Annotated in this window: 22 protein-coding genes; 10 read left to right on the top strand and 12 right to left on the bottom strand. The window is 32.9% G+C overall.

The features are described from left to right. Positions 1–21: 21 nt before the first annotated feature. The 6 genes from rplS to Q0663_RS06620 form a co-directional block, all read right to left on the bottom strand. Positions 22–369 (bottom strand): 50S ribosomal protein L19, encoded by a 348-nt coding sequence (gene rplS / locus Q0663_RS06645; RefSeq protein ID WP_299008422.1) that lies wholly within the window; start codon positions 367–369, stop codon positions 22–24. Between the two features lie 126 nt (positions 370–495). After that, positions 496–1,170 (bottom strand): tRNA (guanosine(37)-N1)-methyltransferase TrmD, encoded by a 675-nt coding sequence (gene trmD / locus Q0663_RS06640; RefSeq protein WP_299008420.1) that lies wholly within the window; start codon positions 1,168–1,170, stop codon positions 496–498. Positions 1,171–1,198: 28 nt separating this feature from the next. Then, a complete protein-coding gene (locus Q0663_RS06635) occupies positions 1,199–2,059 on the bottom strand; it encodes an RluA family pseudouridine synthase (RefSeq protein WP_299008417.1) in 861 nt (286 codons plus the stop codon). Further along, entirely contained in the window at positions 2,059–3,738 is a 1,680-nt protein-coding gene (gene ggt / locus Q0663_RS06630; protein WP_299008412.1) for a gamma-glutamyltransferase, read from the bottom strand. Before ggt ends, Q0663_RS06635 begins: the two co-directional genes overlap by 1 nt. A 6-nt stretch (positions 3,739–3,744) precedes the next feature. Beyond that, entirely contained in the window at positions 3,745–4,332 is a 588-nt protein-coding gene (locus Q0663_RS06625) for an ACP phosphodiesterase (protein ID WP_299008407.1), read from the bottom strand. Positions 4,333–4,396: 64 nt separating this feature from the next. Beyond that, positions 4,397–5,860, bottom strand: coding sequence for an aminoacyl-histidine dipeptidase (locus Q0663_RS06620; RefSeq protein ID WP_299008404.1), 1,464 nt, complete (start codon positions 5,858–5,860; stop codon positions 4,397–4,399). A gap of 70 nt (positions 5,861–5,930) precedes the next feature. Here Q0663_RS06620 and recR point away from each other — a divergent pair, with 70 nt between their 5' ends. Further along, positions 5,931–6,548 (top strand): recombination mediator RecR, encoded by a 618-nt coding sequence (gene recR, locus Q0663_RS06615; RefSeq protein ID WP_299008401.1) that lies wholly within the window; start codon positions 5,931–5,933, stop codon positions 6,546–6,548. 30 nt (positions 6,549–6,578) lie between these two features. On the opposite strand, the gene Q0663_RS06610 is transcribed toward recR, so the two are convergent. The 4 genes from Q0663_RS06610 to Q0663_RS06595 are packed head-to-tail and all read right to left on the bottom strand — an operon-like array spanning position 6,579 to position 9,627. After that, positions 6,579–7,169, bottom strand: a complete 591-nt coding sequence (locus Q0663_RS06610; RefSeq protein WP_299008399.1) for a CopD family protein — start codon at positions 7,167–7,169, stop codon at positions 6,579–6,581. Between the two features lie 2 nt (positions 7,170–7,171). Further along, positions 7,172–8,200: a ferrochelatase gene (gene hemH, locus Q0663_RS06605; protein WP_299008397.1), complete on the bottom strand. Its 1,029-nt coding sequence runs from the start codon at positions 8,198–8,200 to the stop codon at positions 7,172–7,174. A 12-nt stretch (positions 8,201–8,212) separates the two neighbouring features. Further along, entirely contained in the window at positions 8,213–8,728 is a 516-nt protein-coding gene (locus tag Q0663_RS06600) for a TrmH family RNA methyltransferase (protein ID WP_299008394.1), read from the bottom strand. A 14-nt stretch (positions 8,729–8,742) separates the two neighbouring features. Next, complete coding sequence (locus tag Q0663_RS06595; protein WP_299008391.1) at positions 8,743–9,627, bottom strand: helix-turn-helix transcriptional regulator; 885 nt, start codon at positions 9,625–9,627, stop codon at positions 8,743–8,745. A gap of 211 nt (positions 9,628–9,838) precedes the next feature. Between Q0663_RS06595 and hemA the strand changes: the two genes are divergently transcribed. From hemA to hemF, 8 genes are all read left to right on the top strand, one after another. Then, positions 9,839–11,110 carry a glutamyl-tRNA reductase gene (gene hemA / locus Q0663_RS06590; RefSeq protein ID WP_299009617.1) on the top strand — a complete coding sequence of 424 codons (1,272 nt, stop codon included), beginning with the start codon at positions 9,839–9,841 and terminating at the stop codon, positions 11,108–11,110. Beyond that, positions 11,094–12,680, top strand: coding sequence for a hydroxymethylbilane synthase (gene hemC, locus Q0663_RS06585; RefSeq protein WP_299008387.1), 1,587 nt, complete (start codon positions 11,094–11,096; stop codon positions 12,678–12,680). The genes hemA and hemC overlap by 17 nt, the downstream gene beginning before the upstream one ends. A gap of 3 nt (positions 12,681–12,683) precedes the next feature. Continuing rightward, positions 12,684–13,649: a porphobilinogen synthase gene (gene hemB, locus Q0663_RS06580; protein ID WP_299008384.1), complete on the top strand. Its 966-nt coding sequence runs from the start codon at positions 12,684–12,686 to the stop codon at positions 13,647–13,649. A 79-nt stretch (positions 13,650–13,728) separates the two neighbouring features. Then, a complete protein-coding gene (gene hemL / locus Q0663_RS06575; RefSeq protein ID WP_299009613.1) occupies positions 13,729–15,021 on the top strand; it encodes a glutamate-1-semialdehyde 2,1-aminomutase in 1,293 nt (430 codons plus the stop codon). A gap of 70 nt (positions 15,022–15,091) precedes the next feature. Beyond that, positions 15,092–16,123: a uroporphyrinogen decarboxylase gene (gene hemE, locus Q0663_RS06570; protein ID WP_299008381.1), complete on the top strand. Its 1,032-nt coding sequence runs from the start codon at positions 15,092–15,094 to the stop codon at positions 16,121–16,123. Between the two features lie 20 nt (positions 16,124–16,143). Then, entirely contained in the window at positions 16,144–16,746 is a 603-nt protein-coding gene (locus Q0663_RS06565) for a thioredoxin family protein (protein ID WP_299008378.1), read from the top strand. Positions 16,747–16,817: 71 nt separating this feature from the next. Beyond that, positions 16,818–17,564 carry an EI24 domain-containing protein gene (locus tag Q0663_RS06560; protein WP_299008375.1) on the top strand — a complete coding sequence of 249 codons (747 nt, stop codon included), beginning with the start codon at positions 16,818–16,820 and terminating at the stop codon, positions 17,562–17,564. Between the two features lie 28 nt (positions 17,565–17,592). Next, a complete protein-coding gene (gene hemF / locus Q0663_RS06555) occupies positions 17,593–18,495 on the top strand; it encodes an oxygen-dependent coproporphyrinogen oxidase (RefSeq protein ID WP_299008372.1) in 903 nt (300 codons plus the stop codon). Positions 18,496–18,503: 8 nt separating this feature from the next. Here hemF and Q0663_RS06550 read toward each other — a convergent pair whose 3' ends face one another. Continuing rightward, positions 18,504–21,140: a DEAD/DEAH box helicase family protein gene (locus Q0663_RS06550; protein ID WP_299008370.1), complete on the bottom strand. Its 2,637-nt coding sequence runs from the start codon at positions 21,138–21,140 to the stop codon at positions 18,504–18,506. A gap of 250 nt (positions 21,141–21,390) precedes the next feature. Here Q0663_RS06550 and Q0663_RS06545 point away from each other — a divergent pair, with 250 nt between their 5' ends. Then, positions 21,391–22,701 (top strand): dihydrolipoamide acetyltransferase family protein, encoded by a 1,311-nt coding sequence (locus Q0663_RS06545; protein ID WP_299008367.1) that lies wholly within the window; start codon positions 21,391–21,393, stop codon positions 22,699–22,701. Between the two features lie 64 nt (positions 22,702–22,765). On the opposite strand, the gene Q0663_RS06540 is transcribed toward Q0663_RS06545, so the two are convergent. After that, positions 22,766–23,356 (bottom strand): peptidoglycan-binding protein LysM, encoded by a 591-nt coding sequence (locus Q0663_RS06540; protein WP_299009607.1) that lies wholly within the window; start codon positions 23,354–23,356, stop codon positions 22,766–22,768. Positions 23,357–23,463: the final 107 nt, after the last annotated feature.

Genomic DNA, 23,463 nt, shown 5'->3' with positions numbered 1-23,463 from the left:
CTTCTTGAATGAAAGAAAATCTTAGTGTCTTCTTTCTTTAATTCTTGCTTTCTTACCAGTAAGACCTCTAAAGTAGAAAATACGAGCTCTACGTACTTTACCTCTTTTGTTAACTTCGATCTTTTGAATAGATGGTAAGTTGATTGGGAAGATACGCTCTACACCTACAGTACCAGACATTTTTCTGATAGTAAATGTTTCAGAAGCTCCATTACCTCTTTTTTGGATAACAACTCCTCTAAAGAACTGAGTACGAACTTTATCACCCTCTCTAATTTCGTAGTACACTGTAATAGTGTCTCCAGCTGCGAATTCTGGTAATTCGTTTTTTGTTACAAATTCGTCTTGAACAAATTTTACTAAATCCATTTCTATAATTATTTATGGTTGTATAAAAGCAACATACACGATTTTTTCGTCAGAGGTTGATTTTAGTGGCTGCAAATTTAAAACTTTTCTTTTGATAAAAAAAATAAATAAATCACTGGTTATTAGTTAATCTAACAAATCTGGACGTATTTCTTTTGTGCGTTTATATGCTTGTTCAGAACGCCACTCTTCAATTTTAGGAAAATTACCCGATAGTAATACTTCTGGTACTTTCATTCCTTCATATTCAGAAGGTCTTGTGTATACGGGGGGTGATAACAAATTATCCTGAAAACTATCGGTTAAAGCAGAAGTTTCATCACCTAAAACACCAGGAATTAATCGAATTACGGCATCACATAAAACTGCTGCAGCAAGTTCGCCTCCCGTTAATACATAATCGCCAATAGATATTTCTTTGGTAACATATTTATCACGTACACGTTGGTCAACACCTTTATAATGTCCCGTTAAAATGATGATATTTTCTTTTAAAGAGAGTGTGTTTGCTGTAGTCTGATTTAGGGTTTTAGCATCTGGAGTCATGTATACGATTTCATCATATGTTCTTTCTGATTGAAGTTTTTCAATACATTTTGCAATGGGCTCAATCATTAAAACCATTCCAGCACCTCCACCAAATTGATAGTCGTCTATTTGCCTATAGTTACCAAATCCATATTCTCGTAGGTTATGAAAATGAACTTCAGCGAGTCCTTTATCTATAGCCCTCTTCATTATTGAGTTTTCAAATGGGCTTTTTATTAAGTCGGGTTCAACCGTAATAATATCTATTCGCATGCGACAAAGATAGATGATTTAAAGAGATTTATTGTGGGAATATTTTTTTGAATTTCTTTGGAAGTTCTTTTGTAATGTTGATTATTTCTTTAGTGAAAGGGTTTGTGAATTCGAGTGTTGAAGCATGAAGAAATAACCCTTTTCCATTTAAGACTAGATTTTCTAAAAAATACTCTTTATCACCCAAAATCGGATTACCAATAGCAAAAAGATGCTTTCGTAATTGATGTTTTCTTCCTGTTTGAGGTTGAAGTTTTACTAGATTAAGAAAATCAAATCTTGGAGAAGCGACTGTTTGAAGAATTTCATAATTAGTAAAAGCATTTTTACCGTCAATAGGTAAATCGATTTCTCCGTTTCGTTTCATTTTACCAACACAAATTGCATAATATGTTTTTTGAATTTCTTTTTGCTCAAAAAGTTTATTCAAAGCAATGATACTTTCGGTTGTTTTTCCAATTAGTAACAATCCACTAGTCGGATAATCTAATCGATGTACTGGTCTGGGACGAGTGGCATTTGCTAAGCTGCTTTTTTGTAGATTTTGAGTAAGTGCGTTGTCAATTGTAGCAAAAGAGTTTCCACTAACTAAAATTCCTGCTGGTTTGTATACAATAGCTAAATAATCATCTTCAAAAAGAACTTCTAAAGAAAAATGGAAGTGTTTTTTATTAGCGTTGTCTTCAGCTTGAAATAATTCAATGGTTTCGTTTCCTTTAATAAATAATGCGGTAGTAGCAGGTTTTCCGTTAACAAATATCAAATTATTTTTAATAGTCTTTTTTAGTCCAGATTTTGTGAGTAATGAAGCAAAAATACCAACTCCATACTCTTGTAATCGAATAGGAGTTTTTAAAAGAGGAACTTTATGAGTTTCAATTAAAACCATTAAAAACCAGCAGCTGTATCATCCCCTCTAGGATCGGCACCACCTTCTAGTTTTCCATTGGGAAGTACTAAAATAGCATCTACTTTTCCTATAACAGGTGAGTTTGTTTCATCTAATTTGTATCCTAATTGTTGTAAGTCTTTTTTTACTTGTTCGTCAAAACCTTTGGGTTCCATTTTAATTACATCAGGCAGCCATTGATGGTGAAAACGTGGTTGATTCACGGCTTCTTGCATTCCCATGTCAAATTCATGTACATTTAAAATGGTTTGTAATACAGAGGTAATTATAGTTGAGCCTCCCGGAGTTCCAACAACCATATACAAGTTTCCGTTTTTCTCTACAATAGTAGGAGTCATAGAGCTCAACATACGCTTTTCAGGTTCTATTTTATTAGCTTCAGCACCTACTAAACCAAACATATTTGGTACACCAGGTTTGCTTGAAAAATCGTCCATTTCATTGTTTAGGAAGAATCCTAAATCTGAACAATATAATTTAGAACCGTAAGCTCCGTTGATTGTTGTAGTGGCAGAAACAGCATTTCCAAATTGATCAACAATAGAGTAGTGGGTGGTTTCATCACTCTCAATCATAGTAATACTTCCATGAGAAACATCGGTTGAAGAAGTAGCTTTTTCAAAAGAAAAATCATCCATTCGATTTTTTGTATACTCTTTACTTATAAGTGTTTTAACTGGAATCTCAACAAAATCAGGATCTCCTAAGTAAAAACTTCTATCAGCATAAGCTCTACGTTCAGATTCGGTGATTACTTGCATCGCTCTTGTTGAATTATGCCCGTATTTGTCTAAATCAAACGGTTCAATTCCATTCATAATTTGTGCTAAACAAATACCTCCACTAGCAGGTGGTGACATGGAAATGATTCGTAAATCGTCATAGGTAAAAGTGATTGGAGTTCTCCATTTGGCTTCATACTTAACTAAATCTTCTTCGGTCATAATTCCGCCATTGTCTTGCATAAAAGAAACTAAACGTTTAGCGGTCTCGCCTTTGTAAAACTCATCACGACCGTTTTTTGAAATGCGCCCTAAGGTTTCTGCTAGAGCAGGGTATTTAATGGTGTCTCCCTTTTTCCAAGGTTTGTCAAAAAGAATAGAGTCTTTATTCGCTTTTAAAAAGTAGTGTTGATATTTTTTTATACGATCTTCTTGTTTTTGAGTAACTATAACCCCTTTTTTAGCTAAAGCTATGATTGGTTTTAAAATCTCTTGAATAGATAATGAACCGAATTTTTCATGTGTAGCAAAAACACCAGCCACTGTTCCTGGGATTCCCACTGCCATAGCACCTAAAGTGCTTTTGTTTTTAATTACATTTCCTAAGCTATCTAAATACATGTCTTTATGAGCAGCAAGTGGTGCTTTTTCACGATAGTCTAGTGCACCAATTTCTCCTGTGTTTTTTCTGTAGACCATAAATCCACCACCACCAAGATTACCAGCATAAGGGTATGCTACTGCTAAGGCTAGTTCTGTGGCTACCATGGCGTCGAAAGCATTTCCTCCTTTTTGTAAGATATCTGAACCAATTTGTGAAGCTTCTTTACGGGCAGAAACTACCATAGCCTTTTCAGTAATTGTACCTACAACTTTTTCTTTTTTACAGCTATATAATACTGTGAGTGTTAAAAAAAATAAGAATGCTTTTTTCATGTGTTGTTAACTTAGTTCTTTTAGTTTTTGATTAGAAAATGCAAGGAGATCTTCAAAAAAAGTAGTGAAATCATTTTCAAAAATTTGATAATTCTCTAACAAATCTCCAGTAGCTAAATTCATTTTTGATTTCCCATTAGTGCGTCTATTCATTCCGTTTAGCACTTCCTGAATCCCTTTAGCAAATTGATAATTATATAACCAGTTATACTGTATCATGTAGGGTAGCATTTCTTGTGTTTTTTCAGGAAGAATATCAATATTGTCTTGAAGTAAATTATAGACAGAATTAACATAGATGCCTAATGGAACTTGCGAATAATTTTTCCAGTTTTTGGCTAAATAATGATCGTAAAAAATATCGATAATTACTCCGTCATAATGACGATATCTTTCGTGAAGGCGACGTTTACTGATTCTAACAATTTTATGCGCATCTGTGTAGGTGTCAATTTCGCGATGTAACAAAATCCCTTTTTGAATGTCTTCATGATAGTGAGAGAAGTTTCTTCCTTTTACATGGTCGGCAATAAAGTTACCAATCATTACATTAGTGTTGTTGTCAGAAAGATATAAATGCGCTAAAAAATTCATTTTATAAATGTAAACAAAAAACCACAACTGAAAAGCTGTGGTTTTAAAGTTTATGTGTGAGTCTTTAACTCTTAACTGGAGTGTTCTTTAAAATCTCTAATAAAAATTTCCAGAATTTTTGTGTTGATGATATTTGTGCACGTTCATCAGGTGAGTGAGCTCCTTTGATGTTAGGGCCGAAAGAAACCATGTCCATTTCTGGATAGTTCTGACCTAAAATACCACATTCTAATCCTGCATGACATGCAGCTACAATAGGTTTATCGTCGTGTAATTCTTCGTATAAATTAGTTACAGTTTTTAATATTTCAGAATTTACGTTTGGTAACCATCCAGGATACGAACCAGAAAACTCTACATCAAAACCTGCTAATTCAAAAGATGAACGTAATGAGTTAGCTAAGTCCCACTTATTTGTTTCAGAAGAAGAACGTGTTAAACATCCAATTTTAATAGCTCCATCTTTTACAATAATACGAGCAATGTTGTTTGAAGTTTCTACTAAACCTTCAATATCAGGACTCATTCTGTATACACCATTCAACGCAGCATAAACCGCTTTAATTAATCCTTCTTGAACACCTAAATCCATTACAGTTTCAGGAGTGTCAACCTCTTTTAATTCAATAGTTAGGTTAGGTTCTAGTGTTGAAAACTCAGCTTTGATGTTGTTGATAAGTTCATGGATTTCAAATAAGAAAGGTTCTTTGGAAACAGCATCAATAACTACAGTTGAAAAGCTTTCACGAGGAATAGCATTACGTAAACTACCTCCGTTAATTTCAGCAACACGTAAACCAAAGTTGGTAAACCCATCAAATAATAAACGGTTCATAATTTTGTTAGCGTTTCCTAAACCTTTGATGATATCCATTCCTGAGTGACCTCCATTTAACCCAGTAACAGAAATTTCATAGGCGATTGTGTTTTCAGGAGTAGCTTCTTCACTATAATTTCTAGTAGCGGTAACATCTACACCACCAGCACATCCCATTCCTATTTCATCATCCTCTTCAGTATCTAGGTTTAATAAAATTTCACCTTGTAATAAACCACCTTCAAGTCCCATAGCACCTGTCATACCTGTTTCTTCATCAATTGTGAATAAAGCTTCGATAGCAGGGTGAGGAATATCAGTAGATTCTAAAACTCCCATGATAGCGGCAACACCTAAACCGTTGTCGGCTCCTAATGTAGTTCCGTCAGCTTTAACCCAATCACCATCTACAAACATTTTAATTCCTTCGGTGTCAAAATCAAAAACAGTGTCTGCATTTTTTTGGTGTACCATATCTAAATGGCTTTGCATAACGACTGTTTTTCTGTCTTCCATTCCAGTTGAAGCAGGCTTGCGAATAATTACATTCCCAACTTTATCAACCATGGTTTCAAGATTTAATTTCTTACCGAAATCTACCATAAATTGAATGACTCTTTCTTCTTTTTTAGAAGGGCGAGGTACAGCGTTTAAGTCGGCAAAATTTTTCCAAACAGCTTTTGGTTCTAGGTTTCTTATCTCTGAATTCATGTGAATTGAAGTTTTAATTTTAAAGCTACGAAGATACTTAATCCTTATCGAAAAATTGTAAATTCGCAACATGGATTTTTCGTCGAAATTATTAGAAAATGCAGTAAATGAAGTAAGCCGATTACCAGGAATTGGTAAGCGTACAGCACTTCGCTTGGTGTTACATTTATTAAAACAACCGAAAGAAAATACAAAGTATTTGTCAGAGGCTTTAACGCATTTACGAAATGATGTAAAATCGTGTAAAAAGTGTCATAATATTTCAGATACGGTATTGTGCGATATTTGTAGTAATCCGAAGCGAAATGCTGAGATTGTATGTGTAGTGGAGGATATTCGTGATGTAATGGCGATTGAAAATACAGCGCAATACAGAGGTTTGTACCATGTGTTAGGGGGAAAGATATCCCCTATTGAAGGAGTTGGTCCTCAGAATCTACAAATTGAATCTTTAGTTGAAAAAGTAAAAGAAGGAGAGGTTAAAGAACTGATTTTTGCATTAAGTTCTACCATGGAAGGAGATACAACGAACTTTTATATTTACAAACAGATAGAAAAATACGGAGTAACAACTTCAACGATTGCTAGAGGAATTTCGGTAGGAGATGAGTTGGAATATGCAGATGAGGTTACTTTAGGAAGAAGTATTGTGAACAGGATACCGTTTGAACAATCGATAAAGGGATAAAAAAAGCGAAGTTTAAAACTTCGCTTTTTTCTAATTATCTAATTTTTCATCTTCATCAATCAATTCTTGTTCGAATTTATCCCACGATTTTTTAGCTCTTACTTTTTTATAATAACGGATACCAATCATCAATAACACTCCAAATAGAATAATTCCTACCACACCCCAAATCCAGTTAATAGCACTTTTTAAAACGACTAAAAATACAACAGCGAATAAAATTACAGTTGGAATTTCATTAAATATGCGGAGTTTATTAGGTGTGTATTTAATCTCATTACGTTGTAGTTCTTTGTAGATTTTGTGGCAAAATCCGTGGTAAAAATACAGCGCTAATACAAAGGCTAATTTTACATGCATCCAAGGCATTTTTAAATAATAAGGATTTTTATATAGCATCCAAAAAGCAAAAAAACTTGCTAAAAATAAAGAAGGCCAAGTAATAATGTACCATAAACGTTTAGACATTAACTTGTATTGAGTTTGTAATATAGATTTGGCAGGTTCGTCTTTTTTTTCTGCCTCTACATGGTAAATAAATAAGCGACCTATGTAAAATAACCCGGCAAACCAAGTAACTACAAATATAATGTGTAATGCTTTTACGTATAAAAAGTCCATAATTAATTCTTATTGAAATCGTTAATCCATCCTGCTAAAACATTTACCCATTCATCATTATCATTAATACAAGGAACTGTATGAAACTCTTCACCACCAGCTTCCAAAAATTCATGTTTGCCCTCCATGGCTATTTCTTCTAAAGTTTCTAAACAATCAGAAACAAAAGCAGGGGTTACGATAGCTAACTTTTTAATTCCGTCTTTTTCAGCTTTATTTACAATTGTTCTGTCAGTATACGGTTGTAACCAAGGATCTACTCCTAAGCGTGATTGAAATGAAGTGGATACTTTATTTTCGTCTAAACCTAATTCAGAAATTACATTTTTTGTAGTTTGATAACATTGGTGACGGTAACAATACTTATGAGCTTCTGAAGGAGTGTTACAACAACTTAAATTTCCTGCCTCAGGGTTACAGTGCGATTTAGTGATGTCAGATTTTCTGATATGGCGCTCTGGTACTCCGTGATAAGAAAATAAGATGTGGTCGTAATCTTTATCAGATAAATACTCTTTTATACTGTTAGATAACGCTTTGATATATTCTGGTTTGTTGTAAAAAGCAGGAACATCCGTAATTTTCATGTTAGGGAAGAATTCTTTTCGTAATTCTTCAGCCAATACTAAAATAGTCTCAGTAGTCGCCATAGCAAACTGAGGATATAAAGGAACTAATAGTACTTCAGTAACACCTTTGTCGTGTAGTTCTTGCAGTCCATTTTTAATAGATGGATTTCCGTAGCGCATTGCTAAAGCAACAGGTAGTTCTGTTTTAGCCTGTACTTTGTTTTGTAAACGTTCTGACAATACGATTAGGGGAGAACCTTCTTTCCACCAAATTTTTTGATAGGCTTCTGCCGATTTTTTAGGACGAGTATTTAAAATAATACCTCTAACAATAAATGTACGTAACCAAAAGGGAACGTCAATTACACGTTCGTCCATTAAAAATTCATCTAAGTACTTCTTTACATCTTTAGGGTCTGTACTTTTTGGTGAGCCAAGGTTTACTAATAAAACTCCTTTCATATTTTTCTGAATTTATTTCAGTTTTTTTTCTTTTAACTGATTTGTTGTTTCGTATAATGCGATAGCTAAACTATGAATTACATTCATGCTAGAATTACGCCCGTACATTGGTATAGCTACTGTTGCGTCTACCAAATTAACATTTTCTATACCGTTTCTTTCGCTACCCAAAAGTAACACAATTTTCGAATGCGGACTGAAATTGTAATCGCTAATATCTATGCTTTCATCGGTAATTTCAATTCCAATAATCGTGTTTCCTTCTTCTTTTAATTGATGGATAAGTTGTTCAAAATCGTTATACGTTCTATGGGGAATTTGTTGAATCGTATTTCGAGCAGTTTTCTTAACAATTCTGTTCTCTATAGAGGGAGAACTTTCGTGTAAATAGATTTTAGATACCCCAAAACTTTCTGAAATGCGAAAACACATTCCAATGTTTTCAGGAGTTCGGATAGCGTCACAAACAATAGTTATAGGAAAACATTGTTGGTTATTTTCTATATCGTAATGAGTTAGTTGTTTCATTTTTTTGTTTTCTTTTATTGTTGTAAACTCATTACATATTGTTTAGGTGTAGTGCCAAATTTCTTTTTAAAAGCAGCAATAAAGTGACTAGAAGTGCTGTAACCAACATGCAATCCAACCTCATTTACATTGTATTGATTGCTTTCTAGAAGTTTACGAGCATGATCCATTTTGTAATCAAACAAGAAGCTATATACTGTATCTCCATAAATTTGTTTGAAACCTTCTTTTAATTTTTTAAGATTTAATCCTACTTCATTAGCTAGGTCTTGTAAACTTGGTGGTTCACTCATTCTAGAGATAATAATGTCTTTTGCTTTTCTAATTTTTAAAACTTCTCTGTCATCAATTAGGAAAGGGCAATACTCTTCGCTGGTATTTTCTCCGCTATCAAAATGTAAACTCAGTAGTTCGTATGTTTTTCCTTTAATATAAAGGTCTCGCATAGAACTTTGGTTTTGAGCTGTTAATATTTGCTGAAGCACAAATAATACATTTGGATTTATTTCAGCGTTGTCATAATACTTTTTGTTCTTATTGTTTTCACTTAAAAAAGGAATGTAGCTTGCTTCCTTAGAAAAAAACGTGTGGAACTTTTCAATAGAAATCAACACAGAAACTAGTGAGGTTTTTGGTAAAATCTCTAAGTTAATAGGAAGGTTTTGTTGGGGGTTGTATAAGAAAATAGAATGCTTATCTAATACGTTAAAAGTATAGCTGTTGTTGTTAAAATGAAACTTACAATTACCTTTAACACAGTAGTGTAGTTGTATGTAAGAGTTGTCGATATCTCTTTTGTAAAACTCAGTCTCATCAGAGTTGTTTTGAAATTTTAGCACAAAAAAACCCTTTTCTAGCGAAACTTCTCTGAATGTACTTTCTGCGATATTTTTTGACATAGATTCTATGTTTTTTTAAAAACTTGTTATTTAGAATGATTCTAAAATAATATATCTCTACAAGCCTAATTTACTGCAAAAATACACTTTTGAATAGGTTTTTGGTGTGTTTTTAGGTGAAAAAGCAAATAGCGACATTAAAAGTTCTTTTAGCGATACTTTTTTTTATTCAATATTTATATTTTTGACCGACTTTTTTGAAGAAGACTCAATGACAGTAGAAAACAAACAACAAGGCAACTTATACAACATAGGCGTTAGTTATAAAAAAGCTGATGCTGCAATTAGGGGGAAGTTTAGCATTTCTAAAGAAAATCAGAAAGCACTTTTAAAAGAAGCGAAGCAAAACGGTGTGGACGGTATTTTTGTATTGTCAACTTGTAACAGAACAGAAATCTGTGGTTTTGCCGAACATCCTTTTCAGCTAATTAGTATGTTGTGTAAATATTCAAACGGAACTGTTGAAGAATTTGCAGACGTATCTAACGTATACAAAAACAACGAAGCTATTAACCATTTATTTAGAATGGGAACTGGTTTAGATAGTCAAATTTTAGGAGACTATGAAATTGTAGGTCAGTTGCGTCAAGCTTTTAAACAAGCAAAAAAGTTAGGAACTACCAATGCGTATTTTGAGCGTTTGTTAAATCACGTTATGCAAGCGAGCAAGCGTGTTAAGAACGAAACAAAATTAAGTTCAGGTACCACTTCAGTATCGTATGCTGCGGTACAATATATCATCAATAATTTGCCAGATTACAATTCGAAAAATATTTTAGTTTTCGGATTAGGTAAAATGGGAAAACACACCTGTAAAAACTTAGCAGAATACACGCAAAACAAATCGGTAAGTTTAATTAATAGAACTGAGGAAAAAGTTTCGGAATTTGTAAAAGAACATCCGTTAATCAGAGATGCTAAGTACGCTGATTTAACAGCTGAGGTACATAATACAGATGTGTTAATTGTCTCTACAGGGGCTAGCTTTCCTACAATCACTAAAGAACACATTCCTACAGATAAAGAATTATTGATTTTAGATTTATCGATGCCTGCGAATGTTTCTAAAGAAGTAGCTGAGTTAGAAAATGTAACTATTGTTAATGTTGATGACTTATCTAAAGTTACTGATGAAACTTTAACAATTCGCCAACAAGAAGTTCCAGTTGCTGAAGCAATTATCGATACTCATAATCAAGAGTTTCAAGAGTGGTTAAATCACAGAAGATTTACACCAGCTATTACAGCGTTAAAAGAATCATTACAAACGATTCAACAAGGCGAAATAGCATTTCATAAAAAGAAAATTAAAAATTTTGATGAAGAACAAGCCGAAATATTAACATCAAGATTTATTCAAAAAATAACTACACAATTTGTAAAGCACTTAAAAGACGAAGAAACTTCGGTAAATACAAGTATTGAAGTAATGGCTAAAGTGTTTGGCGCAAATTTACAAGCGATTCATGCAGAAGACAATTAGAATAGGTACACGTGATAGCCAATTGGCTATGTGGCAAGCAACAAAAGTTCAAAAACTTTTAGAAGAATTAGGACATGAAACTAAAATAATACCCGTTAAATCAGCGGGTGATTTAATTTTAGATAAACCCCTTTATGAATTAGGAATCACAGGGATTTTTACTAGAATTTTAGATATCGCTATGTTAAATGGAGAAATTGACATTGCGGTGCACTCCATGAAAGATGTTCCTACAATATTGCCAGAAGGTATCATACAAGCTGCAGTTTTAAAACGTGCTAATTACAACGATATTTTGTTGTTAAAAGACAATGAAGAATTCATGTCGCAACCAAATGGAGTGATTGCAACGGGTAGTTTACGTAGAAAAGCACAGTGGTTAAATCGTTATCCAACGCATACAGTAGAAGGGTTACGAGGAAACATCAATACACGTTTACAAAAGTTAGAAGATAATAATTGGAACGGAGCTGTTTTTGCAGCAGCAGGATTAGAACGTGTAGGATTACGACCAAAAGGAGCAGTGAACTTAACATGGATGATTCCAGCTCCAGCCCAAGGAGCAATTATGGTAACTGCTTTAGATGAAAATAAAGAGATAAAAGAAATTTGTGCAGAGATAAACGATAAGGATACAGAGACTTGTACAGGTATAGAGCGTGAGTTTTTGAATCGTTTAGAAGGTGGGTGTACAGCACCTATTGGAGCTTTGGCTTTTATCAACGAAAAAGAAAATGAAATAAACTTCAAAGGAATTTTACTAAGTAGAGACGGTAAAAAGAAGATTGAAGTTAGTAAAAAAGTAAAAGTTGGTAAGCATAAATATGTAGCAAAAGATTGCGCAAATTATGTGATAGATAAAGGTGGAAAGCTAATTATGATGGAAGATGAAGGGATTGAAAAGCAATTTTCAGTTTATTCAACCAAAAAATTATCAGAAGCACAAAAAAAACTATTACCAACAAGCATGAATGTTCAGGATAGTGATTTTATTAAAATCCGTTTTAATAGAATTGCTCCTAAGGTGATTAAGAACGAAATAGAGAACGTAATTATCACAAGTAAAAATGGAGTTGAAGCAATTTTAAACTCATTTATTTCAGATGAATTACAATTTAAAAACATTTATTGTGTTGGTAGAAGAACCAAAAAGTTAATTGAACAACGCATAGGAAAAGTAACACATTCAGAAAGAAATGCAAAAAAACTATCTGAATACTTATCAAAAGAACTAAAAGGACAAGAGGTAACTTATTTCTGTAGTAATTTACGTTTAGATACCCTTCCTATGCTTTTAAAAGCAAACGGAGTTACGGTAAATGAAGTAGAAGCTTATAAAACCATGTACAGTCCAACTAAGGTTGATGAGAAGGTAAACGGAGTATTGTTCTATAGCCCATCAACAGTAGAAAGTTATATGGAGGAAAACGCTGCTGATAAAATTGCATTTTGTATTGGTGAAAGTACAGCAAATGAAGCTAAAAAGCATTTTAAAGAAGTACAAGTAGCGAAAATGCCAACGGTAGAAAGTGTTATAGAGTTAGTAAACCTTCACTTTGTTAAAAAATAAACTATGTTTAGAACTCGTAGACTAAGAAAAACAGAAAACATCCGTCGTTTAGTTAGAGAAAACAAACTATCGGTAGATGATTTTATATATCCATTATTTATTGAAGAAGGAACAGGTATTGAAACTGAAATTCCTTCAATGCCAGGAATCAATCGCTATTCGTTAGATACCATTTCTAAAGAATTAGATGAAGTTGTAGCATTAAAAATTCCAGCAGTATTGTTATTCGGTATTCCATCTAAAAAAGATGATGAAGGGACTGAAACTTGGAACGATAACGGAATTATGCAACAAGCTATCCGATTCATTAAAAAGAACTACCCAAGTTTATATGTAATTACTGATGTATGTTTTTGTGAGTATACCTCACATGGTCACTGTGGTGTAATACACGATAATGATGTAGATAACGATGCTACTCTAGTAAATTTAGCGAAGCAAACAGTATCGCATGCCAAAGCAGGAGCAGATATGGTAGCCCCATCAGGAATGATGGACGGTGCTATAGCTATGATGCGTGAATCGTTAGATAATACAGGTTTTGCGAACTTACCAATCATGGGATATTCTGTAAAATACGCTTCAGGATTCTATGGGCCTTTCAGAGAAGCAGTAGATTCAGCACCATCGTTTGGAGATAGAAGAACCTACCAAATGGATCCTTCTAACAGAGATGAAGGATTGCGTGAAGCAACTTTTGATGACGAAGAAGGAGCAGATATTTTAATGGTAAAACCAGCTTTATCGTATTTAGATATCATCAGAGATTTAAAAAATAATTTTGATAGACCTATTGCTTGTTACAATGTAAGTGGAGAATACTCAATGATAAAAGCAGCTGCTGAAAAAGGTTGGATTGATGGTGAAAAAGTAATGATGGAGAGCTTACTTTCTATGAAAAGAGCAGGAGCAGATATTATCATTACGTACTTTGCTAAAGAAGCAGCGAGATTATTATTGAAAAGTTAAACTGTTTAATTGTAAAACTGTTACTTTGAGCGCAGTCGAAAAGTTTCTATTACACGATTAAACAAATACACAAATACACATTATGTTCAAAAAATCACAAGAATTATATAACAAAGGATTAGTGAACCTAGTAGGAGCGGTAAATTCACCAGTACGTGCATTTGCATCCGTAGGAGGGAATCCTTTATTCATAAAAAAAGCGAAAGGAAGTAAAATTATTGATGTTGATGATAATTCGTATATCGATTTAGTATTGTCTTATGGTCCAATGATTTTAGGACACCGTCATAAAAAAGTAGAAAAAGCTATTAGAAAAGCTTTGAAAAATGGGTATTCTTTTGGAGCATCAACAAAAGGTGAAATTAAATTAGCAAAAATTGTTTGTGATGCTTTCCCTGGAATGGACAAAGTTCGTTTTGTAAACTCTGGTACAGAGGCGGTATTAAGCGGAATTCGTTTAGCGAGAGCGTTTACAGGAAAAGATAAAATTATAAAGTTTGCAGGTTGTTATCACGGGCATCAAGATGCTTTATTAGTAGCTGCAGGTTCTGGTTTAGCTACGTTGAGTTTACCAGGTAGTAAAGGAGTACCAGAAGGGGCTGTAAAAAATACCTTGATTGCAAATTACAACGATTTAGAAAGTGTAAAAGCACATTTTGAAGCGCACGATGATATTGCAGGAGTTATTTTAGAACCTATTGCAGGAAATATGGGGGTAGTAACTCCACAAAATGATTTCTTAAAAGAATTAAAAGAGTATGTAAACTCAAAAGGAGCCTTGTTGATTATTGATGAGGTAATGACAGGTTTCCGTTCTAAGTTTGGAGGAGCACAAGAAGTATTAGGTGTTGAAGCTGACATTACTTGTTTAGGAAAAGTAATTGGAGGAGGTTTTCCAGTAGGAGCCTATGGAGCACGTAATGAAATTATGGAAACAGTAGCTCCATTAGGAGGAATGTACCAAGCAGGAACTTTATCAGGAAATCCAATTGCCATGGCAGCAGGAATTTCGACTTTAACAGAATTAAAGAAACAAAATCCGTACGAAAAGTTTAACGAGATTGCTCAAATTATTGAGGTATTCTTATTGGAATCAGCTAAAAAGCATGGGGTAGAAATCACAGTTAACCGATTTGGTTCGATGATTAATCCGTTCTTTACCAATAAAAAAGTAACTAACTTTGAAGAAGCACAAACTTCAGATACGAAGAAATATGCTACTTTCTTCTGGGAAATGACTAGAAATGGTGTGTTTTTACCTCCAAGCCAGTTTGAAGCTTGGTTCTTATCATCAGCATTAACAGAAAAAGATATTCAAGAGATAGCTAATGCCATTGATAAGTCGATGGAAGCAGTAGGGAAAGTTAGTTAAAAGTTAAAAGTAATAAAGTTGTAAAGTAAACTTTTAAACCTTTAACTTTTCAACTTTTCAACAATGAATTATGATAAAAAACGATTTATTTTTAAGAGCTTTAAAAGGAGAAACAGTTGATCGTCCACCAGTATGGATGATGCGTCAAGCAGGAAGGTATTTGCCAGAGTTTATGGAAATTCGTGAAAAGTACGATTTCTTCACACGTTGTAGAACCCCAGAATTAGCTTCAGAAATTACAGTACAACCAATTCGTAGATACGGAATGGATGCTGCGATATTATTCTCAGATATTTTAGTAATTCCACAAGCAATGAATATTGAAGTGGAAATGAAACCTAACTTTGGACCTTATTTACCAAATCCTGTAAGAGATAAAAAAGGGTTAGATAACGTAATTATACCTGATATTCATGAAGAATTAGGGTATGTAATGGATGCTATTAAAGCAACCAAAGAAAAGCTGAATGAAGAGATACCATTAATAGGTTTTGCGGGCTCTCCATGGACAATTTTATGTTATGTTGTGCAAGGGCAAGGGTCTAAAAACTTCGACAAAGCAAAAGAATTTTGTTTCACCCAACCGGTTTTGGCACACGAATTGCTTCAGAAGATAACCGATACCACTATTGCGTATTTAAAAGAAAAAGTAAAGGCCGGTGTGAATGCTGTACAAGTTTTTGATTCTTGGGGAGGAATGTTATCTCCAACCGACTATCAGGAGTTTTCATGGCAATACATTAATCAAATAATAGAAGCATTAAAAGATGATGCTCCAGTTATCGCTTTTGGTAAAGGATGTTGGTTTGCCCTAGGTGAAATGGCACAATCAAACGCCTCAGCTTTAGGAGTAGATTGGACGTGTTCTGCAAAAAATGCTCGTTATTTAACAGGAGGAAATATTACTTTACAAGGTAACTTTGACCCTTCAAGATTGTTGTCTCCACCAGCTGAAATAAAAAAGATGGTACACCAAATGATAAATGAGTTTGGTAAAGACAAATATATTGTTAACTTGGGGCACGGAATTTTACCGAATATCCCGCTAGAGAATGCAAAAGCATTTATTGACGCGGTTAAAGAGTATAAAGCCGATAGATAATCCCCTTTAAATAATTAAAAATGAAGAAATTATATTTTGTTTTGATGTGTTTTTTAACAACAGTTATTTTCGCACAAAATAAAACGTATTACAATTTTGCAGTAAACAATTGTGTAGAAGAAAGTACCGAAGGTTTGATTGATAAGTGCATTAAAGGTTCTTATTTGTTAAATTATAACTTTACTACAATGGATAGTAAAACGGTAAGCACAGACAAAATAAACAAGCCAATTGTACTTATAGCCAATGCAACTTGGTCAGCTCCTTGTTGGGGAGATGTACCAGCTTTAAATAAGATGGTTGAAAAATATAATGATCAATTAGAGTTTATTATGATTTTTTGGGATAAAGAAGCTAAGGTTAAAAGAATGGCTGAAAAGTTAGATAAGAGAATTAAGTTAGTTCCTGCAAGAGATATTGATAAAGTTCAAAAAGGATATTTAGACATCAGCGGGTTTGTTCATAAGCTAGATTACCCAACAGCTTATCTAATTAACAAAGACAAACAATTTGTAAACGTTAAAAGAGGTGCTGCTACGCCAACAAAAGAAGTTGGTTGGGATGAAGTAAACGAAATTAATACTAAGAATTTCGAAGACTTTTTAGCACCAATTTTAAAGTAGTTGAAATAACAATATTTTTTAAACCTCTTTCCTAATCGAAAGAGGTTTTTTATTTTCACACAAAAAAAGAAATGATACAAAATATTGTAAAAGGAATTCAAGCATACTTCGGAGCATTCGGACTAATATCTAAATTAAAGCTATGGAAATATTTTATCGTTCCAATGCTGATAAGCTTATTAACAGCAACATTTGTTGGCTTTATGGCATATACATTTTCAGATAATATAGGTCATTATGTAGCAAATTTTTGGAAATGGGAATTTGGTAAAGAAACCTTTGAAGTAATTAGCACTTTTATAAGTGGATTGATAATAGTCGTAATAGGATTGGTATTGTATAAACACATTGTAATGGCATTATCTGCACCTTTTATGAGTCCAGTTTCTGAAAAAATTGAAGATCACCTTAGAGGAGAAGACCATACACACAGAATAACATCTTTTCAAGAGCAATTAATTAGGGGAGTTAGAATAAACCTAAGAAATTTAACCAGAGAATTGTTGTTGACCATTCCCATTATATTATTAGGATTTATTCCTGTTATAGGTATTATTTCAACGGTATTATTGTTTTTAATGCAAGCCTATTATGCAGGTTTTGGTAATATGGATTATACTTTAGAACGTCATTTTAAGTATCGAGAAAGTATTAATTTTGTAAAAGAGCACAAAGGGTTAGCGATAGGAAATGGAATCGTTTTTATGCTGTTTTTGTTGATTCCGATAATCGGAGTAATCCTTGTATTACCATTGTCAGTTACTGCAGCTACTACAGAAACTATTAAGAAAATACAGCTTAAAAAATTACCAGAATAAGTACTTTTGCACTTCAATAGAAATTAAGATGAAAGAACAGTTTTACGCCTATATTCAACAATTACAAGATACAATAACTTCAAAATTAGAAGAAGTTGATGGTAAAGCCAAGTTTCAAGAAGATTTATGGGAGCGTGCAGAAGGTGGTGGAGGTAGAACTCGTGTGATTGAAAATGGAGACATTTTTGAAAAAGGAGGCGTAAATATTTCAGCAGTACACGGTGAATTACCAGAGGTGTTAAGAAATCAATTTGGAGTAGAAAGCGGAGATTTCTTTGCTTGCGGATTGAGTTTGGTGATTCATCCTAAGAATCCGTTTGTACCAACAGTGCATGCTAATTGGCGCTATTTTGAAATGTATGATGGAGAAGGAAATATTGTTAATCAGTGGTTTGGAGGTGGACAAGATTTAACTCCGTATTATTTATTTGAAGAAGATGCAGTGCATTTTCATTCGGTTTGTAAAGAAGCCTGCGACCGTCATAATGACGGTTTTTATAAAAAATATAAAGAAACTTGTGATAACTATTTTTGGAATGCGCACAGAAATGAAGCACGTGGTTTAGGAGGTTTGTTCTTTGATTATTTAAAAGAAACAGAGGGGTTCTCTATGCAAGATCGATATGATTTTGTTAAAGAAGTAGGAAATAGCTTTTTAAACTCATATGTACCAATTGTTGAGAGAAGAAAAGATATAGCGTACACTCAAGAGCACAAAGATTGGCAAGAAGTTCGTCGTGGTCGTTATGTAGAATTTAATTTAGTACATGATAGAGGAACCTTATTTGGTTTAAAAACGAACGGACGTATTGAAAGTATTTTAATGAGTTTACCACCTACGGTACAATGGAAATACAATCACCATCCAGAAGAAGGTTCAGAAGAAGCAAAATTATTAGAGGTATTGGCTAAACCTAAAAACTGGGTATAATTTAAAACCTATTTCCAAACAACATTTTTCTTAGTGAGTTCATTATTCATATTATGAATATGGAAAAGACGTGCTTTTAATAACAGTTTTCTTCCATTCATAGTTCGAGTATATATCAACTTAGATTTACCAAAATGTTTGTTCCAGTGAGATTGAAAAATTTGACATTCTTTTTTACGAACACCAAAAATTTCTGGAACAGGAAAGAAGTTATGTAACTTTAATTTTCTGCGGAACCAACTGGTTTTTATCAGTAAATATTTAGGGTTATCGATAGGTTGTAACAACTCATCTAAAGCCTTTATGAATAGTGTACTTTCATACCTGTTTGTTCCGTGAATAGTACAAGAAACATTTCCTTTAGCTAATAATTGAGTTTGAATTTGTATTTCGTTTAAGGGTGTTGTTAAATGGTTTAATTCATAAAGAGATTCCAAAATTGCTGCTGCAATTTTATCTATTTTTTTATGAATCAATCCGAAGTATATATACAATTGAACAGACTTATAAATTTTATAACCAAAAGTTAGTCCTAAGGCAGAAGACAAAGCAAATAAGAAATAAAAAATTCCCTTTTGTAATAAAATATTAAAGTTTTTAATGATAAACTCAGGGAAAAAAAATGATAAACCAACAATAATTTCACCCACAGTATACTTTACAATATCTTGATAATACAACTTTTTCTGTTTAGGATATTGTTTATTCTTTTCATTATAAAATGTAAGCTCTTTAACGATTCCTTTTCCATCGCTAATAGCATTTCTCCATTGTTGAGCAATCAGATTTCTATTTTCGGAAAGCTGTAAAGTTTTTTCATTTAATTGTTGAATATCTTCATTGATAAAATTTGATGGAAGCTGTAAACGTCCAATTCCGCTAGTTATAACAGATTTTTTATTGTTGGAAATACCTAAGAAAGCATTAAAACGACGAGAAAGAATTTCAAAATCTCGTCCTCCAAACTCATCCGAAGTATCAATACAAGCCAAATGCCAAATTAAGCCAACTTTATTAGGGTTTTTGCTATCTACTCGAATAGCACGACCACGCATTTGATTTGAAGTAACAAATGAGCCTACAACAGACGCTAAAATTAAACTGTTAATCGAGGGAGCATCCCAACCTTCACCTAATAACGATTTTGTACCCACTAAAACTTTGATATGACCAAGTTCAAAAAGTTGAGTAATGACTTCAACAATACTATGTTTAGATGAATTTTTAGTGGTAAGAATTACAAACTCAGTATCCGATTTTAAAGGAGTGTAATTGTAGTTATCAATAGTATCAATTAAACCAAGCTTTGCAATATTACTACTATGAATAATTACCAAACTACCTGTAAGAACAGCTAAACTATTTTTGTTTTTAGTAGTTGTTCTAACATGATGAAAAATAGGAATTACTCCTAGTTTTTTTATTTCTTTTATTTCAGGTAAAGAACAGTTTAGATATTCTTTTCTAATATAATCTGATAAAATAACACAACGTAAGTCGTCTTGTAAATTTTGTTGTTCTTGTTGAACAATCGTGGTAATACTTTTTAACTTACTTGGGCTATTACTGAGTGATTTATACAAAAGTTCATTTCCTACTAAATTGACTTTGTTTTTACTGAAAACTGCCAATTTCCGAAGTTTTTTTTCTAAAATATTAATATAAGCTTCGTGTTCAATAAGGTTATCGCGATCAGTTACCAATAAGTGTTGAAACAAAATTTGAATCCATTCATTTGTAACTGAAGGAAAATCAATCTCTTCATCTTTATCAAAACCTAATACACGTAGTTTTTCAAAAGGAATAGTTTCTTCTGCTTCGCGTAGGAAGATTAACATAGAAGAAAAGAAATCAGAATACTTGTAGAGTTCTTCTAAGTTTTCCTCTGTTTTAGCATAAAATCTATGCTGCTTTAGAAAAGAAATAAATTCTTTATCTTTTAAAATGTCAGTAACAAACTGAGCAATTTTCAGCCTAAAATCAGTAATAAAATTAATTTCTTGATCTTCAGGTTTAGATAGAAAAACTAAATCTTGATGTGGACAAAGGTTTTGCTCTTTAACTAAATCAGGAACTACAATTTCATCGTCAATTTCACCACACAGTTTAAAATATTTTTGAATTTCAGTATTTTCACTATCGTAGGGTGGAGTGGCAGTTAAAGCAACAACAGTTTGCATGTGTTGCTCTTTTAATTCATACAAACATTTCCACCAAGCATTTTTTAAATGGTGAGCTTCATCTAATAACAAAACTTCTATTTGATGTTTTTTGAAGAAGTTATAATAGTCTTCTTTTGTTTCAAAAGACTTATAAAAACTGTGTAAACCCTGATATGTAGAAAAGGTAATATCAGAAGGTTGTTTAATATCAAATGAAACCTGAGTAAAATTACAATCGGTAGTAAAAAAGTTTTGCAAACGATCTTCCCATTGATTTCTAATTGTCAAAGTAGGAGCAAGAACCAAGGTGTTTTTACCTATTCTTTTAATAATTTCTATTCCTAAAATTGTTTTCCCAGAACCAGGCGGCGCAACTATATGAAAGTGATTATCATCTATATGTGAAGAGAAATTTTCTAATACATTCGCTTGATAGGGTCTCCAATTGAATAAGAAATTAAGATTGGCAATAGAAGTGCTCAATAATTTTGATTTAGGTTAAAGACTTCAAAAATAGAATTTTGTATGGATAAACAAAACCTTGAGTATTGATTAGGTAATTCGTAAGAATGTGTTGCTTTTAAGAAGATAAATGTAATTAGATTATCATTTTTAAGTGTTGTGTTGTGAATAATTTAAAAGAAGAAGAAAAAAGTGAAAATAATTAATCGATAAAAAGATGAAAAAATCGTTGCTTTTTAGTAACTTCGCAAGCGTTAAAAATATACATACTATGGCTAGATACGAATTGAAGTTGCCTAAAATGGGCGAAAGTGTTGCAGAAGCAACAATAACTTCTTGGGTAAAAGAAGTTGGAGAAACTATTGATATAGATGATACCGTTGTTGAAGTAGCTACTGATAAAGTAGATAGCGAAGTACCTAGTGAAGTTGAAGGAACCTTAGTTGAAATCTTATTTGAAAAAGACGCTGTTGTGCAAGTAGGGCAAACAATTGCTATTATCGAAACTGAAGGTGGAGAAGGAGTAACTACAGAAGCTCCGAAGAAAGAAGAAGCACAACCAGCAGCTGTTGAAGCAGTAGAAAAAACAGTTGAAGTAGCAAAAGAAACTGTTGCTACAGCAATTGATACTTCTTCTAGCGATCGTTTTTACTCACCATTAGTTAAGAGTATTGCGCAAACAGAAGGAATATCTATTGAAGAGTTAGAAACTATAAATGGAACAGGTAAAGAAGGAAGAGTTACTAAAAATGATATTTTATCATATTTAGAAAATAGAGGAAGTCAACCAAAAGTAGCTGAAAAGCCTGCTGCAACTGCAGTAAAAGCAGCTCCAGCTGAAAAAGTAGTATCTACACCAATTACCTTAGGAGGACAAGATCAAGTAATTGAAATGAGTCGTATGGGTAAATTGATTGCGAAGCATATGGTTGATTCGATACAGACATCTGCTCATGTTCAGTCTTTTATAGAAATTGATGTTACCAATATTGTAAACTGGAGAAACAAAGTTAAAGATGCATATTTGAAAAGAGAAGGAGAGAAGTTAACCTTTACTCCAATCTTTATGCAAGCGGTAGCACAAACAATAAAGAAACATCCATTAATTAACATATCTGTTGATGGAGATAAAATCATCCAAAGAGGAAACATTAATTTAGGAATGGCAGCTGCTTTACCTGATGGAAATTTAATTGTTCCTGTAATTAAAAATGCAGATCAATTAAGTTTAGTAGGAATGACTAAGCAAGTAAATGATTTAGCAAACAGATCGAGAGCTAATAAATTAAAGCCAGACGAAATTCAAGGTGGTACTTACACAGTAACAAATGTGGGAAGTTTTGGAAGTATTACAGGAACACCAATAATCAACCAACCTCAAGTAGCAATTTTAGCTTTAGGAGCTATTGTTAAAAAGCCAGCTGTTATTGAAACTCCAGAAGGAGATTTCATCGGAATCCGTCATAAAATGATTGTATCACATTCTTACGATCACAGAGTAGTGAACGGAGCTTTAGGAGGTATGTTTATCAAAACATTTAAAGAAATTTTAGAGTCTTGGAATGTAAATCAAGATTTTTAATAAAAAATAAAGAAACAAAAAAGCTCACTTTTCAGTGAGCTTTTTTATTTTTCTAATTAACTTGTTAAACAACGGGCTTTCTAGTTGCTTCTATATTAGAAACATCATAATCAGCAAATTTCTTCAAATACGATTCTATTGATGTTCCAAAAGCATCGTTAAATTGAATAGCCCCGTTTGATCGTAAAAATTTTTTTACATTTCCTGCACCACTCAAGTGGGCTGCAGCTAAAATACCCGATTCGGTTATTTTTATTCCGTTAATGGTTTTACCAACGCTTCTTTTAATATCCTTACGTAAAATCCATTTATTTAACTTACAGTAAGCTACAAATGCACGTTCTTGTAATTCAGGAGTTTTTAAGAAATAATCGGTGTTGTAAATTCGGAATCTTTTTAAAGTTTCTTTACCAAATTGGTATTTCCCTAAGTAGCCAAGCTCATTAATAACTCTGTATCTCCCTTGAGATTCTTTAAAAGCTAGAGCTTCTTTAAATCCAACAAAATCATTTGATAAAAAAGGAACATTCACTTTTTCGATTTTGTTCGCTGGAACTGGGGTGGTAACAGCTTTTTCGTGTTTAGTTGTAACCTCTGTGAAACTAGTTAAGAATCCAAATGTTACAATGACTAATACTAAATGTCTGATAATTATATACTTTCTGTTTAGCCAGGCAAAGATACGGTAATTTTTTACAACAGACTATAAATCAATAAATTACCGTTATTTAACTGTTAAGAATAAGGGGCTTTTCTGGTGTT

It is taken from the genome of uncultured Tenacibaculum sp., from assembly GCF_947504135.1.
Classification (GTDB): Bacteria; Bacteroidota; Bacteroidia; order Flavobacteriales; family Flavobacteriaceae; genus Polaribacter.
Note: the sequence above shows the minus strand (reverse complement) of the source record. Positions and strands in the feature narration are given on the sequence as shown.